20 protein-coding genes, 1 pseudogene and 2 riboswitches are annotated in these 15,342 nt (G+C 72.3%); of the genes and pseudogenes, 8 read left to right on the plus strand and 13 right to left on the minus strand.

Annotation, left to right across the window (positions count from 1 at the left end; all coding sequences use genetic code 11):
• The first annotated feature begins 12 nt into the window (after positions 1-12).
• Entirely contained in the window at positions 13-594 is a 582-nt protein-coding gene (locus ACRAWC_RS13530; RefSeq protein WP_431348188.1) for a hypothetical protein, read from the plus strand.
• A gap of 305 nt (positions 595-899) precedes the next feature.
• Here the strand turns inward: ACRAWC_RS13530 and ACRAWC_RS13535 are convergent, their stop codons facing one another.
• Genes ACRAWC_RS13535 through ACRAWC_RS13570 form a run of 8 tightly spaced genes read right to left on the minus strand, consistent with a single transcriptional unit; the run spans position 900 to position 6,012 of the window.
• Positions 900-1,511 carry a phosphatidylserine decarboxylase gene (locus tag ACRAWC_RS13535; RefSeq protein ID WP_431348189.1) on the minus strand — a complete coding sequence of 204 codons (612 nt, stop codon included), beginning with the start codon at positions 1,509-1,511 and terminating at the stop codon, positions 900-902.
• Positions 1,502-2,152, minus strand: a complete 651-nt coding sequence (locus tag ACRAWC_RS13540; RefSeq protein WP_431348190.1) for a phophatidylserine decarboxylase associated domain-containing protein — start codon at positions 2,150-2,152, stop codon at positions 1,502-1,504. Before ACRAWC_RS13540 ends, ACRAWC_RS13535 begins: the two co-directional genes overlap by 10 nt.
• Before the next feature lie 29 nt (positions 2,153-2,181).
• On the minus strand, positions 2,182-4,014 hold the full coding sequence (locus tag ACRAWC_RS13545; RefSeq protein WP_431348191.1) for a complex I subunit 5 family protein: 1,833 nt from the start codon (positions 4,012-4,014) through the stop codon (positions 2,182-2,184).
• 1 nt (position 4,015) lies between these two features.
• Positions 4,016-4,363, minus strand: a complete 348-nt coding sequence (locus ACRAWC_RS13550; protein ID WP_431348192.1) for a sodium:proton antiporter — start codon at positions 4,361-4,363, stop codon at positions 4,016-4,018.
• Positions 4,360-5,136 (minus strand): MnhB domain-containing protein, encoded by a 777-nt coding sequence (locus tag ACRAWC_RS13555; protein WP_431348193.1) that lies wholly within the window; start codon positions 5,134-5,136, stop codon positions 4,360-4,362. The genes ACRAWC_RS13550 and ACRAWC_RS13555 overlap by 4 nt, the downstream gene beginning before the upstream one ends.
• Positions 5,133-5,390 carry a Na(+)/H(+) antiporter subunit B gene (locus tag ACRAWC_RS13560; protein ID WP_431348194.1) on the minus strand — a complete coding sequence of 86 codons (258 nt, stop codon included), beginning with the start codon at positions 5,388-5,390 and terminating at the stop codon, positions 5,133-5,135. The genes ACRAWC_RS13555 and ACRAWC_RS13560 overlap by 4 nt, the downstream gene beginning before the upstream one ends.
• A complete protein-coding gene (locus ACRAWC_RS13565) occupies positions 5,387-5,680 on the minus strand; it encodes a monovalent cation/H(+) antiporter subunit G (RefSeq protein WP_431348195.1) in 294 nt (97 codons plus the stop codon). Before ACRAWC_RS13565 ends, ACRAWC_RS13560 begins: the two co-directional genes overlap by 4 nt.
• 5 nt (positions 5,681-5,685) lie before the next feature.
• Entirely contained in the window at positions 5,686-6,012 is a 327-nt protein-coding gene (locus tag ACRAWC_RS13570) for a monovalent cation/H+ antiporter complex subunit F (RefSeq protein ID WP_431348196.1), read from the minus strand.
• A gap of 95 nt (positions 6,013-6,107) precedes the next feature.
• On the opposite strand from ACRAWC_RS13570, the gene ACRAWC_RS13575 reads away from it, so the two are divergent.
• Entirely contained in the window at positions 6,108-6,671 is a 564-nt protein-coding gene (locus ACRAWC_RS13575) for a hypothetical protein (RefSeq protein ID WP_431348197.1), read from the plus strand.
• Positions 6,672-6,753: 82 nt separating this feature from the next.
• Here ACRAWC_RS13575 and ACRAWC_RS13580 read toward each other — a convergent pair whose 3' ends face one another.
• On the minus strand, positions 6,754-6,876 hold the full coding sequence (locus tag ACRAWC_RS13580; RefSeq protein WP_431348198.1) for a hypothetical protein: 123 nt from the start codon (positions 6,874-6,876) through the stop codon (positions 6,754-6,756).
• Between the two features lie 110 nt (positions 6,877-6,986).
• Between ACRAWC_RS13580 and ACRAWC_RS13585 the strand changes: the two genes are divergently transcribed.
• The 6 genes from ACRAWC_RS13585 to ACRAWC_RS13610 all read left to right on the plus strand — a co-directional run bounded on the left by ACRAWC_RS13585 (position 6,987) and on the right by ACRAWC_RS13610 (position 12,217).
• Positions 6,987-8,204: an MASE1 domain-containing protein gene (locus tag ACRAWC_RS13585; RefSeq protein ID WP_431348199.1), complete on the plus strand. Its 1,218-nt coding sequence runs from the start codon at positions 6,987-6,989 to the stop codon at positions 8,202-8,204.
• Positions 8,201-8,467: a histidine kinase dimerization/phospho-acceptor domain-containing protein gene (locus ACRAWC_RS13590; protein ID WP_431348200.1), complete on the plus strand. Its 267-nt coding sequence runs from the start codon at positions 8,201-8,203 to the stop codon at positions 8,465-8,467. Before ACRAWC_RS13585 ends, ACRAWC_RS13590 begins: the two co-directional genes overlap by 4 nt.
• A 50-nt stretch (positions 8,468-8,517) precedes the next feature.
• Positions 8,518-9,105, plus strand: a complete 588-nt coding sequence (locus ACRAWC_RS13595) for a sensor histidine kinase (RefSeq protein ID WP_431348201.1) — start codon at positions 8,518-8,520, stop codon at positions 9,103-9,105.
• Between the two features lie 6 nt (positions 9,106-9,111).
• Positions 9,112-9,218, plus strand: a riboswitch (TPP riboswitch).
• Between the two features lie 87 nt (positions 9,219-9,305).
• Complete coding sequence (locus ACRAWC_RS13600) at positions 9,306-9,974, plus strand: ECF transporter S component (protein WP_431348202.1); 669 nt, start codon at positions 9,306-9,308, stop codon at positions 9,972-9,974.
• A 12-nt stretch (positions 9,975-9,986) separates the two neighbouring features.
• Positions 9,987-11,633: an ATP-binding cassette domain-containing protein gene (locus tag ACRAWC_RS13605; protein ID WP_431348203.1), complete on the plus strand. Its 1,647-nt coding sequence runs from the start codon at positions 9,987-9,989 to the stop codon at positions 11,631-11,633.
• The gene (locus ACRAWC_RS13610) at positions 11,555-12,217 is read left to right on the plus strand and encodes a CbiQ family ECF transporter T component (protein ID WP_431348204.1); all 663 of its coding nucleotides are present in this window, start codon (positions 11,555-11,557) and stop codon (positions 12,215-12,217) included. The genes ACRAWC_RS13605 and ACRAWC_RS13610 overlap by 79 nt, the downstream gene beginning before the upstream one ends.
• 17 nt (positions 12,218-12,234) lie before the next feature.
• Here the strand turns inward: ACRAWC_RS13610 and ACRAWC_RS13615 are convergent, their stop codons facing one another.
• From ACRAWC_RS13615 to thiM, 4 genes and pseudogenes are all read right to left on the minus strand, one after another.
• Positions 12,235-12,882, minus strand: a complete 648-nt coding sequence (locus ACRAWC_RS13615; RefSeq protein WP_431348205.1) for a TenA family protein — start codon at positions 12,880-12,882, stop codon at positions 12,235-12,237.
• Positions 12,879-13,688 (minus strand): bifunctional hydroxymethylpyrimidine kinase/phosphomethylpyrimidine kinase, encoded by an 810-nt coding sequence (gene thiD, locus ACRAWC_RS13620; protein ID WP_431348206.1) that lies wholly within the window; start codon positions 13,686-13,688, stop codon positions 12,879-12,881. Before thiD ends, ACRAWC_RS13615 begins: the two co-directional genes overlap by 4 nt.
• Positions 13,685-14,335 carry a thiamine phosphate synthase gene (gene thiE, locus ACRAWC_RS13625; protein ID WP_431348207.1) on the minus strand — a complete coding sequence of 217 codons (651 nt, stop codon included), beginning with the start codon at positions 14,333-14,335 and terminating at the stop codon, positions 13,685-13,687. The genes thiD and thiE overlap by 4 nt, the downstream gene beginning before the upstream one ends.
• An 82-nt stretch (positions 14,336-14,417) precedes the next feature.
• A pseudogene (gene thiM, locus ACRAWC_RS13630) lies at positions 14,418-15,140 on the minus strand (hydroxyethylthiazole kinase); the annotation flags it as partial.
• Positions 15,132-15,232: riboswitch (TPP riboswitch) on the minus strand. It overlaps the preceding pseudogene by 9 nt.
• Between the last annotated feature and the right edge of the window lie 110 nt (positions 15,233-15,342).

Raw genomic sequence — 15,342 nt, forward strand, 5'->3', positions numbered from 1 at the left:
GGAGGAGCACGGATGAGCACCGTTTCTCCCGAGCGTCGGCCGGAGTTCCGCCGCGAGGACGAAGTGCATCGCGTCGACGAGATCTCGGATGCGGTTCGCCTTCGGCTGCTCGAACTGGTCGACCAAGGCGCGGAGCTCATTCAGCTCGGCGACGCGGATGACGTCGCCGCGCAGTTGGTCAGCCGGTTGCCGATTGCGAACCCGTGGCCGGAGATCGTCGGCCCGTGCTACACGAGCGGCTCGCTGCAGCGTGAGCTCGGGGTGAGCCGCGCCGCGCTGTCGAAGGCTGTCAGCGACGGGCGCCTGCTTCGTCTGATGACCTCGGATGGTCAATACGTGTATCCCGCTTTCCAGGTCGTCGACGGGGCCCTGGTGCGCGGGCTGCGCGAGGTGCTCGCGGTGCTCCGGCTCGGCGCTCAGGACGATCCGTGGACCTGGGCGCAGTGGCTGAACACGCCCGTGCCGGACCGGTCGGCCGTCGTCGCTGAGGGCGCGGAGCCGCCGAGGCGTCGGAACATCGAGCGACTCGCTGAGGGAGACATCGAAGGTATCGTCCGCGATGCCGAGATCGCGGCAGCGAGCTGGGCCGCATGACGGCGGTCCAGCGGCCGCCGGACCCCGCGCGTAGCTATCGAGCATTCCCGGAACGGCGACTCTACGCGACCTCAACGATCTTTCGCGCTCATACGCCCCGCCGAAGCGCCTGGTGGTTCGACAGCAGCGTGTACGGCCGGTTCAATCTGCGTGGTGACCGCGGCACCTGCTACGCCGCGACGAGGGTGGCCACCGCGGTGCGGGACGCGTGCGCGGTATCCGGGATCAGGGTAGCCGGGCCGCCATCACTCGGAGCGCTGACGATCGTCTGAGCAGTCGCGCTGCAGGCCTCCTCTGTCGCCCCACTACCCCGTCGCGACCGCGAGCCTCGAGCGCACCTTCAGCACGGTCTCGCCCGCCTCGCCGGTCTGCGGGATCGCGCCGAGCGCGAACTCCTGGATCGCGCCGGGCCGGAAGACCAGGCACTCGGTCGAGCCGCCGAACTGGAAGTAGCCCAGCTCGTCGCCTTTCGCCACGTGATGACCCGGCACGATATCGTCGCCGATCACGCAGGAGGACACCTCCACCATGCCCACCGGCACCACCGCCATCAGCCCGATCGCCGGGTTGTCCGCTTGGATGAGGATGATCGCACGGGCGGCGACATGCGCGAGGTAGCCCTGGGAGACGGTCGCCTCCACCGCCTCGGCGCCCTCCGAGTCCGCCTCGGAGAAGTAGGTGCCGGGCTGCACGAAGGCGCGGACGATGGTGCCCGCGACCGGGCTGTGCCAACGGTGGTAGTTCAGGGCGCTGAGGAAGCCCTGGTACACCGTCCCGCCCACGAACTCGTCGACGGACTCGTCGTTCGCGAGCATGTCCTGCAGCGAGTAGGGCTGGTTCTTGATCCAGAACTCGCTGTGCCGGGCGACGTCGCGGCTGATCCGGTACGGCGTGGACTCGCAGGCGCTCACCACCACCGCGTCGTCGTCGGGGGAGGCGACCGGCCGCGCGCCCTCCTCAGCCGGCGGGTGAAGAAGTCGTTCCACGAGGTGAAGCCCCAGTGCTCGGCGTCGGGGTCGTGCTCGAACTGGTCGATGCCGACGACCTCGCGTGCTTTCTCGGACATCCAGCCCTGCGGCGAGTCGTTCAGCACGGAGAGCGAGTCCGGTCCGTTCAGGAACTCGGCCCAGGCGTCGAGGACCTTCTTCAGGATCGCGTTGACCCGAGGGTCGCGGTAGGCGGCCATCCCGGAGGTGGTGCCCATCGTCCAGTCGAGGATGCCCGTGAGCGGTGTGGTCACCATCGCGCCCTCACTGAACTCCGGGGCCGTGTCCAGCACGTCGTCGATCAGCCGCAGCAGCTGGTCGACGCTCTCGATGTGGCGCGCACTGTACTGGCGGGTCTTCGGGACCTCCTCGATCATCCGCGTCAGGTACATGCGGACGATCGCGTCCCTGTCGATGAGGTCGGCGAACTCCTGGATGACAGGATGCCGGTACGGCGCTGTGTCGTCCTCGCCGAGCCGGTCGATCCGGCCGTCCAGCCAGTCCTCCAGTTCGTCCTGGTCGTGCGGCAGCCAGCCGCCGCGGCGCTTGAGGTCTTCGGACTTCTGGGTCATGCCGCCCACCGTACGCTCACGTCGGCCGCTCACGTCAGCGCCAGGAGACCGAACCCCATCGCCGCGACGCCGAGCACGAGCCAGACGACGTAGTCTCCGACGTGGCCCGAGTGCGCACGCCGCAGCACCCGTGCGGGCGAGCGGAGGACGGCGTCCACCACCCGACGGACCCGCGTGCGCACGCCGTACAGCTCGAACGCCGCGACACCGATGGCGACGAGGAGGGTGAGCGCCGCCATCGCGAACGCCATCGGCGACCAGACCTCGATGGCGTGAGGCGCGCTCGCCGCGTACCCCGCACGCCCATCGAGCACGGTGCCGGCGTATCCCGCGCTGTCCAGGAAGCGCCCGGCCGCTACGACGGCGGAGGCCGGGAGCCCGGGCAGGAGGCCGAGCACCAGGGCGCAGACGACGAGTGCCGCGACCGGCGCCAGCATGCTCGACGGCGTGCGGTCGCCGTCGATGCGCACCTCGATCAGCTCCGTGTCCCCGCTCATCCCTTCCGCCTCGATCCCCTCGGGCACGTCGCCCATCCCGAGGAAGACGCGTCCGCCCGCGCGCAGCACGGCGGCTCCGGTCAGTGCGGAGGCCAGCAGGAGCGCGACCGGCACCCAGCCGAGCCCGGCGTCGTCGGACGCGCTGTCGGCCATCGACTTGCCGACCGCGGTGGCGAACGGGGGCAGCCCGGCCAGTGCCAGCGCGGCCAGCCCGTAGAGGATCCCGACGAATCGGAGCGGCCGTGCCCGGCCGTGCAGGGTGATCTCGTCCACGCTGCCGTAGCGGTTGAGCAGGATGCCCGCGAGCAGGAACAGCGCCCCCTTCACCGCCGCGTGCCCGAGCAGGTAGACGATCAGCGCGCCTCCCGCGTCCCGGCCGCCGACGCCGAGGATGAGGAAGAACATCCCGACGTGCGCGATGGTCGAGAACGCGAGCAGCCGTTTGAGGTGCCGCTGCAGGAGGCACATCACCGCGCCCACCGCGGCCGTCAGCGCCCCGAGCGCCAGGAGGAACGGCTGCACGGCGTGCGCGCCGAGCGGAGCGGCGAAGGCCACCGTCAGAACGCGGGCGACCCCGTACAGGCCGAGCTCGACCATGACGCCGGAGAACAGCACGCACACCGGGGTCGGTGCGACGGCGTGGGCGTCATCCAGCCAGAAGTGGAAGGGGACGACGGCCGACTTGACGAGGAACCCGGTGCAGATGAGCACGAAGCCGAGGACCACGATCGGGCCGTGCTGGTGCGCGAGCGTGCGGGAGAGCTCCGCGAGGTTGAGCTGGCCGGTGTGCGCGTAGATCGTGCCGACGCCGATCAGCGAGACGTAGGCGGCCAGCGAGTTGACGATCCCGAAGTTGATCGCGCCCTGCACCGCGGACGGGTCCTCGATCTTCATACCGGCCAGCGCGTAGGCGGCGACGCTCATCAGCTCGAAGAAGACGAACATGGTGAAGACGTCGCCGGCGAGGACGAAGCCGGTCATCCCGCCGAGGAAGAACAGCAGGAGCCCGTGGAACTGGGTGCGGGAGCCCTCGAAGTACCGCCACGAGAAGACGACGGCCGCGATCACGAGCGCGGCGGCGAGCAGCGCGAGCCCGGCGGCGACCTGGTCGGAGACCAGCGCGATGCCGACGCTCACGCCGTGGGTCGGGGTCCAGCCGCCCAGCCACTCCGCGATCCGCGCGCGTCCGCTGCCCGCGAGCAGCACGGCGTCCAGGACGAGGGAGGCCCCGGCGCCGAGCAGCGACAGCAGCTCGATGAGCCGCCACGGCAGCCAGCGGCCGACGGCCAGCACGACGCAGCCGAACGCGATCGGCACGACGATGAGCAGCGGAAGCAGGCTCGCGAGAGCCGAGGTCGTGACCACGTCAGCCCTCGAGATTCGAGAGCTCGTCGGGGGCGACCGTGCGGCGGCGCTTGGCGATCTGCACGACGAGTGCGAGCAGCATCGACGTCACTGCCGCCGAGACCACCACGTCCGTCAGGGTCAGCGCCTGGACGACCGGATCGACCACCGGGGTGTGCCGCCCGACGCCGGACCCGAAGATCGGCGCGAGCCCGCCGTACTGGTAGCCGGCCGCGATCAGGAACACGTAGGTGCCCGACTGCGCCACCGACAGGCACACCACGGTGTGCACGAGGTCGCGGCTGCGGGCGATGCCGACGATGCCGAGCAGCACGATCGCGCCGGCGACGAGGTAGGGGAAGAGGCTCACGCGGCGGCTCCTCGCTCGGGGGCGTCGTCGGACGGCGCCGGGTCCTTCTCGCGGATCACGAGCGCCTGGTCGAGGAAGTGCGCCAGGAGCAGGATGACGCTGCTCACGACTGCCATCCCCACTGCGACGCTCAGCAGCGGGACGGTGCCGGAGGAGACGAGGTCGGCCAGCGCGCCCTGCGGGATGACGTTGGCGAGGAACGATCCGCCGAGCGCGAGCCCTGCGAGGCCGATGGCGGCGTAGAGCAGCAGCCCGGCCGACTCCACCGGCGGGAACAGGTCGAGCGGCCGGAAGCGCTCCAGCAGCGGGAAGCGGCCGCCGACGTAGAGCAGGTGAAGACCGGTCGCGAGCACCACGCCGCCCTGGAAGCCGCCTCCCGGGGTCACCGCTCCGTGGGTGACGACATCCACCCCGATTAGCAGCGTGAGCGGGAGGAAGATGTAGACGAGCACGCGCGTCGAGTCGAGCACGCGGCCGCGGTCGTCCGGCTTCACCCGCTCCTCCTCGTGCCCGGCGCGCAGCAGCACGGCGACTCCCGCGATGGAGGCGACGAGGATGCTCTCCTCGCCGAACGTGTCGAAGCCGCGCTGGTCGAAGTTCACGGACGAGATGACGTTCGCGGTCGAGTGCGCGTAGGCCGCCGTCACGGCCAGGTCGCGGTAGGGATGCCAGGTGCCGCCGAACGGCGGGAGCGGCAGCCAGGCCAGGACGAAGAACGCGGCCAGGCCGAGCAGGCCCACCCACAGCAGGGTCATCCGCACGCGCCGGGTCATGGGTCCTCCCGCTTGCGCCGCTTGGACTGCGCCACCTTCCGCACGGCCAGCAGCACCATGAGCGGCGTCACCGCGGTGCCGACCGTGAGCTGGCTGAGTGCGACGTCGGGCGCCTGGAGCACCATGAAGAAGACGGTGAGAAGGAGGCCGTAGATGCCGAGCACGACCGCCTGACGGCCCGGGTCGTCGGTGAAGACCACGACGGCGGCGCCTCCCAGCACGGCGACGAGCGCGATCACGATGAGGACCGTCATTCGGGCGACCTCCCGACCTCGATGCCCGCGTCCGCCGCGAGCGCACGGGCGACAGCGGCGGTGAGCACCGGGCTGCCCGCGGCGACCACGACGGCGATCACGACGATGGTCGCGGTCCCGAGAGTGAAGCCGGTGGGGAGCGCGGCACCGAGGCAGAACAGCGGGACTGCGACGGTGGTGATCGGCGCGAGGAAGTGCAGCCGGGTCAGCGGGCGGCGGGCGACCAGTGCGCCGATCGCGCAGAACACGACGACGGCGAGCGCCAGGAGCACGAGGACCCAGGTGAGCACGGCGATCACGAGCGTTGCCCCAGAGGACCGTCGCCGTCACTGTCGCCGTCCGCGGCTCGCTCGTCCGCGATCCGCTGACTGCGCTGGCGGATCAACCGGGTGAACACGAGCGTGCCCGTCGTCAGGAGCACGGCGAGCGTCAGCGGCACGATCAGGTACGACGTCTGCCCGTCCCCCACGGCGACGGCCACCAGGATCATCACGGTGGTCACCCCGGCGAGCTGGAGGCCGACCAGCCGCCCCACCGCCTCGCCGCGGGCGGCCAGCACGAGCCCGACCAGCGGGCCGGCCACGATGAGCACGCCGATCGCGACCTCCCAGACCAAGCTCACGACGACACCCGCTTCTCCAGCGACGGGGGCCGCCGACCACCCGGTGCAGCAGGAACGTGCCGTCGTCCTGGGCGTCCACGACGCAGGATCCCGGAGTGGCCGAGACGGCGACGATCGCGCCCGCGCGATGCCAGACCGCCCCCGGTGCGTCGCCGGCCGGGACGTGCCTGCGCACGAGCGCGTCCTCCTCGGCCGGGTCGTGGGCGCCCAGCGCGATCCAGGCGAAGAGGCGTCCCAGGTCCGCGACCGCGGCGACCGGCACGAGGAGCGCCCAGCGCAGCCACGCGGCGGAGGGGCGGAACCGCAGCCCCATCGCGCGCCGGGCCACGACGGCGAAGACGCCCAGCACGGCGGAGGCGCAGGCGGCGACGATGGTCTCCGCCAGGGTGACCGCCGACACGGTCGCCATCCAGAACAGCATCCCCACGACGAACCAGCACGCGGCCTCGACAAACGCTCCCATCATCCTCCGTCCCGGCGGGGCGACCCCGGACGGCGACGCCTCGACGGCGACGCCTCGACCGGCGACGCCTCGACCGGCGACGCCTCGACCGGCGACGACAGTACGCGCGACCGCGCGAGGGCGGAAGGCGGTCGCCGGCCGGGGCTCGCAGCCCACCGTGCTGACCGAGAGCGTCCAGAGGGATCTCGGGAAGTAGGGAAACCATCCCACCCCCAGCTGGAGGAGGAGGACCCGACCTCGGCCGACCTCCTCCATCAGATCTTCGTCAGGCGGGACGTCTAGCGGTCGTCCGCCCCGCCGCCCGAGGCGGTGTCCGCGCCGTCGTCCGGATCCTCGGTGCCGGTGCCGGTGCCGTCGGGGAGGTCGTCGGGGTCGGGGTGGTGTGTGTCGCGATCGGTCATCGTTCTCGTCCCTCCTGTCGTTCGTGCTGTCGTCTTGGCACCGTACGCTCGAGCCGGGGAGAGGGCGAGCCTGCGCGGTGTTGACGCCGCCCGCGGGTACGGTCCCTGATGTGACCCTCAGCCCTGCCGACGTTGCTCTCGCCGACGAACAGGATACCGATCGGTCGCGTGCCGCCTTTCCGTGGTGGGGGTGGCTGCTCGCCGTGGTCCTCATCGTCGCCGCCTCGGTGCTCGGTGTCCGGCTGGCGCCGCCGGGCAGTGAAGTCGCGATCTGGTGGCCCGCCGCGGGCCTCTCGGTGCTGTTCGTCCTGCTCGTGCGCGGCCGGAGGGAGCGGGCGGCGGCGTTGGGCGCGATCTTCGTGGCGACGGCTCTTGCGAACGCCGTGGCCGGGCGACCGGTGCTGGTCTCGTGCGCCTTCGGACTGGCGAACACCGTCGAAGTGCTGGTGGTCGTCCTGATCCTGGCCCGTCTGGGAGGCCAGGGCTTCCGATTGCGCGATCTCGACTCCGCGCTGAAGTTCACGGTCGCCGTGCTCGCCGGTGCGATCGCGATCGGAGTGCTGGCCGCGGCGGCGGTCGCCGTCTTCCAGGGCGGCAGCTTCGTCGCCACAGCCGCGTTCGTCGCCGCGTCGCACGCGGCGGCCGTGTTCATGATCGCCCCGTTCGGGCTGCTCCCGCCTCGCGTCCCGGTGCGCGCGAGCGTCGTGGAGATGGTGGCCCAGGGCGTCGCGCTGGCGGCCGTGATCGTCGTGGTCTTCCACCCGTCCACGACCCTGCCGCTCGCGTTCCTGCCGTACCCGGTGCTCTCGTGGGCGGCCTTCCGGTTCCCCATCCGCGTCGTGGTCACCGAGACGCTTCTGGCGTCGATGGCGATCCTCGCGCTGACGATCGCCGGCGGCGGTCCGTTCAACGACGCCGCCTTGAGCTTCACGCGACGGGCCGCGCTCGCGGAGACCTTCCTGGTCACTTTCGCCGGTTTCGCGATCGTTCTGACGGCCGCCCAGTACGAGCTGCGAGCCGCCACCCGGCAGCTTCTCGCCACCTCCCGGCTCCTCTCCGGCAGCCTCGTCGAGGCGTCCGTGGGGCTCCTGATCGGGGAACGGTCCAGAGCCGGCGAGCTGCGCGTGATCTGGAACAACCCCACCGCCGGCGCTCTGCTCCCTCCGCGGAGCGGCCGGCGATGGGAGGGGAGCTCGCCGAGGCCGCCCGGTCTGCGCTCGCGGATGGGACAGCGGTCACGGTGGCCGGGGAGTCGCGCACGCTCACCGTGGCGGCGAACGGCATCCCGGACGAGCCCGACCGATTCGCCGTACAGCTCGTCGACGTGACCGGCACACTGCGGATGCAGGCGGCGACGCTCGCCGCAGAACGCGAGCAGGAGGCGGCGCGCACCACCCGGATCGACCTGGAGCGGCAGCGCGAGGACTTCGTCGCGACGACGAGCCACGAGCTGCGCACCCCGATCACCAGCATCGTCGGGTTCTGCGAACTGCTCGCCGGCTCGGACGCGCTCGGAGACCAGGAGAAGGCCTGGGTCGACGTGATCGACCGGAACGCGGTCCGGCTGGCCTCCTCGTCGAGGACCTCCTGACCCTGGGCGAGCCGGCGGGAAAGCGGTCCGGCTCCGCGGTCGAAACGGATGTGGACGCTCAGATCGGCGAGGTGATGAGGGCGTCCAGCGTGATCGCCGCGAAGAAGCACATCGAGCTGTCGACGGCGGGCCGCGCCGGCGTCGCCCGGGCGGAACCCGGAGACGTGGGCCGCATCCTGACCAACCTGATCGCCAACGCCGTCAAGTTCACGCCGGAGGGCGGCAGTGTGACGGTCACGTCGTCCGCCGACGACGCGACGATCACCGTGGTCGTCGCCGACACCGGACCGGGCATGAGCGAGGAGACCCTCGCACACGCCTTCGACCGGTTCTACCGCGCGCCCGGCATGCAACGGGACGCCGTCCCGGGGACAGGGCTCGGACTCGCGATCGTCGCGGAGCTGGTCGAGCGCAACGAAGGCTCCGTCCGTCTCGCCTCCCCGCCACCGGCGGCACCCGGGCGACGATCGAGCTGCCGAGGAGCGTGCCGCCGACGCGGTGAAGCTCAGCGGGCCGGCGTCGCCATCCTCATCCTTCGCCCGGGGACGGTGATCGTGGTCGAACGCAGACGACTGTGCCGCGGGCGCCGGCAAAAGGGCAAGGCCCTCTCGCTCAAGCGTCTGCGCCCAGTGGTCTAGCATTGTGCTGAACGACAGGGGAGCGCCTTCAGGGCGCTGAGAGTGCGGCATGCCGCTGACCCTCGGAACCTGCTCCGGTTAGCACCGGCGAAGGGAGTCGAAATTCTCACGTCCGCAGCGTGCGACCACTGGTGTCGTCCGTGCGGTGCGCTCCTGCTGTCGCCATCGTCCACGATGCGGGAAAAGGAGAGCTCACCACGATGAGCAACACGACGACGACGACCTCGGGCAAGGCAGCGCGCCCCTCCGGGAGCTACGTGCTGGCGCGCAGACCGCTCGCGCGGTGGCGGGCCATCGACCTGATCAGCGCGGCCATGATCGCCGTGGCGTTCGGGGTGGTGTTCTGGGCATTCGACACGTTCGTCTACCCGGGCGTCACGCTGGTCACCGCCGGGTTCCCGCCCGCGGGTGAACTGGCGCTGGGCGTCTGGCTGGTCCCGGCGGTGCTCGGTGCGCTCGTCGTCCGCCGACCCGGCGCGGCGGTCCTCACCGAGCTTGTCGCCGCGAACGTCGAACTGCTGATGGGCAATCAGTGGGGCGTCGGCGTCCTCCTCTCCGGTTTCCTGCAGGGCGTCGGCGTGGAGATCGTCTTCGCCATCCTGCTCTGGCGGTCGTTCGGCCTGGTCGCTGCGATCGGGGGCGGGATGCTCTCCGCGGCGCTGGAGATCGTCTGCTACGAGTGGTGGGCGTACGTGCCGGCCTACTCCTGGACGTGGAAGCTGGTCTACCTGGCGGCGGGGATCCTCTCCGGCGGTGCGATCGCCGGCGTCGGGGGCTGGGCGCTCACCCGCGCGCTCGCGCGATCCGGCGCATTGAACGCGTTCCCCGCGGGGCAGGAGCACCTCGAGCGTCGCGCACGGGAGGCGTGAGCCATCGCGACGATGACGGGCGGGGCGCGCATCCGGTTCCGCGGCTTCACCTGGCGCCCGGTCGGACGGCGGGACGACGTCTTCGCCGACTTCTCGCTGGAGATCGCACCCGGTGAGCGGGTCCTCCTGGTGGGGCCGAGCGGATGCGGGAAGTCGACGCTGCTCCGGGCGATCGCCGGGTCGCTGGGCGCTCTCGACGCCGCCGGCTCCGGCGACCACGACGGCGCCGTGCTCGTGGACGACGCAGCGCCGGCCGAGATGATGACCGGCCTTCTCCTGCAGGATCCCCGCGACGCGGCGGCCGCCGAGACGATCGGCCGCGACGTGGCCTTCGGACTGGAGAACACGGGCACTCCACGTCGCGAGCTGTGGGCGGCCGTTCATCGCTCCCTCCACGATGTCGGGCTGGCGCAGCCGATCGGTCATCCGGTGCGGGCGCTGTCGGGCGGAGAAGCGCAGCGACTGGCCCTGGCCGGCGCCCTCGTGTTCGACCCGCGGGTCGTGCTGCTGGACGAGCCCACCGCCATGCTCGACCGGGAGGCCGCCCGCGCCGTTCGTGCGGCCGTCGCCGAAGCCGTCTCGGCTGCCGGCTCGACCTTGGTCCTCGTCGAGCACGACGCCGAGGACTGGCTACCGGTGATCGACCGCGTCGTCGCCCTCAGCGAGGACGGGAGGATCGTCGCCGACGGAGACCCGCGCGACGTGTTCAGCAACCATGGACCGGGCCTCGCCGAAAGTGGGGTCTGGGTGCCCGGCTTCGCGGCTCCCGCGCCGGCCCGGCTGGACGCGGACCTCCTCGCCCCCCAGTCGCCCGTGCCCGTGGGGGAGGTGGCGGTGCGCGCCCGTCTCGGCGCGCTCGAACTCGACGTGCGCGCGGGCGAACTGCTCGCCGTCGTCGGTCCGAGCGGTGCCGGCAAGTCGACGCTCGGCGCCCTCCTCGCCGGCCTGCGTGAGCCGGCGACAGGCGACGTGCGGGTGGCGGCGGCGCTCGCCGTGGACGGCGACGATCGGCCGGGCGCCTGGAGTTCGGCCCAGATCGTGCGCCGCATCGGGTGGGCGCCGCAGGATGCGGAGCTCGCCGTGCTCGGCGCCACCGTACGGGAGGACGTCCGGCTCGCGGTGGCCCAGAGCGGGGGACGCGCGGAGGACGTCGACCGGCGAACTGACGACCTCCTCGCGGCGCTCGGTCTCAGCGCGCTCGCCGACGCGGATCCGCACCGGCTCTCCGGCGGCCAGTTGCGCCGCGCGGCCGTTGCCGGAGCAGTCGGAGCCCGGCCGGCGGTGCTCGTGCTGGACGAGCCGACGGTGGGGCAGGACCGCCTGACCTGGAGCGCCGTCGCCGGCCTCATCGAGGCCGCCCGGGAAGCGGGCGTGGCGGTGATCGCGGCGAGTCACGACCGGGAGCTGCTCGCCCTGGCCGATCGCACCCTCGCGCTCGAGCCCGGCGACGCTCGGGAGCTGATCCGTGCGGCGGGTGCGCCCGCGCACGACGCCGGTCGACCCTCGGTGACGACGTGCCGGGCGCCCCGCGGCGCGGCGTCGCCGCCCGGTGCGGTCCGCTGTCCCTGCTTGCAGCGGCCGTGCTGCTCGTCGTGGGTGCGATCGGGATCGTCTCGCCGGCCTCCGGGGCCGCGGGGATCGCCGCATGGCTCGCGCTGACGCCGTTCGTGATGCGGGATGTGCGGGTTCCGGCGAGACGGCTCCTTCCGGGCCTCATCGCCGTCGTTTCCGTGGGATTCTCGTCGTGGCTGCTGAGTCAGGCGCAGAGCCCGGAGGTCGCGCTGACGGCCGCGCTGCGCATCGCATTCTTCGTGTTCCCGAGCGTGGCCCTGGCCGGTCTCGTTCGGCCCTCGGCGCTGGGCGACCACCTGGCCCAGCGGCTCCGGCTTCCCGGCCGCCCGGTCGTGGCGGCGATGGCGGCCGTCCAGCAGTTCGACCGTCTCACCGCCGACTGGCGCCGGCTGCGCAGTGTCCGCCGGATCCGCGGCGTGGCGGCCGGCCGGAATCCGCTCGCCCACGGACGTGAACTGGCAGGACTGACCTTCGCCGTCCTCGTGCAGTCCCTGCGCACAGCCGAGCGGATGGCGGTGGCGATGGACGCGCGCGGGTTCTCCGCCGCGCACGCGCGCGGCTACCGCCGGACCTGGGCCGAGCCGGCGCCCTGGCGACGCGCCGACACTCTCCTGCTGGCCCTCGCGGCGCTCGTCGCATGCCTCCCGGCCGCGGTCGCCGTCGCGTTCTGACGACGGCGACGAGGGGATCAGACCGGCCACTCCTCGCGGCGCCAGGCGGCGTCCCAGAACATCCATTCGTACCGGGATGCGGTCGCGAACGCCTGCCGCATCCGAGCGACGTCCGCGGGCGCGGCCGACTGCGCGGCGTCGTCCACCAAGCAGCGCGCGGTCGCTGTGGCGGCGGCGAAGGCGGGGTCGCCGTAGGTCCCGATCCAGTCGCCGTAGGGGTGGGCGCCGAGGTCGACCAGGCGTTCCGCGAGCCGACGCCCCACATCGTCGTAGATCCAGAAGCACGGCAGCACGGCAGCCACGATGACGGGATAGGAGGAGGTCGCCGTCAGGGCGAGCAGGTACGACGTGTACGCGGTGCAGGTCGGGGAGGCCTCCACCGTTGCGGCGTCCACCCCGTGCGACTCGTGGAGCTGTCGCTCGACCGCGATCGCGTTGGCCGCCGAATGACTCCAGAACGCGAGTGCGTCGGGATCGTGCGTCCGCGAGGCCGCCGCGGCCAGGACCTTCGAATGGGCCCCGAGGTAGGCCGCGTCCTGCGCGAGGTAGTGCGTGAAGGCCTCGCGCGGCAGCGTGCCGTCCTCGAGCCCCTGCAGGAAGGGGTGGGCGTCGATGGCGTCGCGGATGGGCCGGATGTCCTGCCACGCCTGGCCGGTGAACGTCATCGCCCCGCCCACAACCGTGCGAAGTGGTGGACCGGACCGTGGCCCCGGCCGACCTCGAGCCCGTCCGCCGCCTCCAGCGCGGCGCCGAGCCAGCTCCGGGCGTCGCCCACGGTCTCGCTCCAGGAACTGCGCTGCGGCCTGAGCGCGGCCAGCGCCGATGACAGGCTGCACCCCGTGCCGTGCGTGTTGACGGTGGCGATCCGCGGGCCGCGGAACAGCGTCACCCCCGAGGGGTCCGCGAGCACATCCACAACCTCGTCGGGCGTGTCCAGGTGGCCGCCCTTCGCCAGCACCTGCTGCGCGCCGCGCCGGACGAGCTCGCGCGCCTGATCGGCCAGCTCGTCCACCGTGGCCGCCTCCGTCGTCTCCAGGAGGGCCGCCGCCTCCGGCGCGTTGGGGGTGGCGATCGACGCGAGCGGCAGCAGCTCCCGCATCGCCTGCACCGCGTCGTCGCGCAGCAGCAGGTCGCCGCTGGTCGCCACCATGACCGGATCGAGCACCACGATCTCTCGCGGGTTCTCGAGGAGGAAGGCGGCGACCGTTTCGATGATCGCCGCGTTGGCGAGCATCCCGAGCTTGACCGCGTCGAGCCGGACATCGTCGGCGAGCACGCGCAACTGCTCCGCGACGAAAGGCGCGGGGACCTCGTGCACGCCGTACACTCCCCGGGTGTTCTGCGCGGTCAGCGCAGTGATGACACACGCGCCGTACGCGCCCAGAGCACTGAACGTCTTGAGGTCCGCCTGGATGCCGGCTCCGCCGGACGGGTCGCTTCCGGCAACGCTGAGGGCAACGGGAGGTCTCATGAGTCCGCCCCGTCCCACGCGCTCCTCAGCGCACGCGCGGCGGCCGCGACCTCCGGCCGTCCGCAGATCGCGCTGACCACGGCGATGCCTGCGGCTCCGGCGGCCCGCACGTCCGGCGTCCGTTCGATCCCGATGCCGCCGATGGCCACGCAGGGCCACGGGCTCGCCTGGACGATCGCGGCGAGCCCGTCGACACCGCACGGGTCCGCCGCATCGGGCTTGGTCTCCTGCGGCCAGACCGGCCCCACCCCGAGATAGTCGATGACACCGGACGGGAGGGCGCGCGCCCGGTCGACGTGACCGAGGGTCTGCACGGAGAGACCGAGGTAGGCGTCCGGGCCGAGGAGGCGGCGCGCCTCCACGGGAGCCAGATCGCTCTGGCCCACGTGCGCCCCATCGGCGCCGACGGCGGCCACGAGGTGCACCCGGTCATCGACGAGCACCGGCACGCGTCCGCGCACCGCGGCGACGACGGCGCGGCCGAGCGCGAGGAACTCGACGTCGGTCGCATCCGGATCGCGGAGCTGCACGACGCTCACGCCGCCCTCGATGGCCTCGTCGACCGTGGCCGGGACTCCGCGGCTCCCGCACAGCCGGGAATCGGTCACGAGGTAGAGCGAGAGATCGAGAGGCATCCGACCGGTCATGAGAGGCGGACGGACGCGGCCAGGCCTTCGGGGTCAGCGCCGCCAGCCGGTCGATCAGCCCGACGGCGAAGCTGCCGGGCCCCTGGCTGGCGGCGGCCGCCTCGTCCGCCGCCACCGTCAGCACGGCGGTCGCGGTCGCGGCCGCAGTCAGCGGGTCGGCGCCGGTTCCCGCGAAGGCGGCCATCAGCGCTCCGAGCGCGCAGCCGACACCGGTGACCTGGGTCATCCACGGGTGTCCGTTCGCGATCAGCACGGTGCGCTCGCCGTCCGTGACGTGGTCGACCGGCCCGCTGACGGCCACGATGGTGCCGTAGGTCTGCGCGATCTCCTGCGCGGCCTCGAGCGCCGCTTCGGGGCTGTCCGTCGCGTCGACTCCTTTGCCTCCCGCGCCTCCCGTCAGGGCCATGATCTCGGAGGCGTTCCCACGGACGATCGTGGGCGACGACCGCAACAGCTCCAGCGCGAGCTCGGTGCGCCAGCGCAGGCCGCCCGCCGCGACGGGGTCGAGCACCCAGGGTGTCCCGGCGGCGGCCGCGGCCGCCGCGCTCAGGCGCATCGCGTCCGCCGTGTCGTCGTACGGCGTGCCCAGGTTGACCAGCACGCCGCTCGCGATCGGCGCGAACTCGGCCGCTTCGCGCGGGTTGTCGACCATCGCGGGGGCTGCGCCGACGGCCAGGAGAACGTTGGCGGTCCACTGGGCGACGACGATGTTCGTCAGGCACTGCACCAGGGGAGGCTGCGCCCGGAGCGCGTTGAGCGCGTCGCCGAGCGCGGGCGCGTCGATGGATGGAGAGAAAGAGGCCACGGATGACGTCCCTTCGCTAGTACTAACCAGATCAGGTTCGACGGGTATGTTCTCAGCCGGCCTCCAAGGGGACGGCACCCCGCGTCATCCACCACTCTACCGACGGTCTACCGGCACCCGGACCGGCCGCCGGTACTTGTCTCGTGTAAACATCATGTGACATTTGCCGCGCGGGCGCCCGACTCCGGTGCTGGAGCGCAAC

It is taken from the genome of Leifsonia sp. L25, assembly GCF_050632895.1.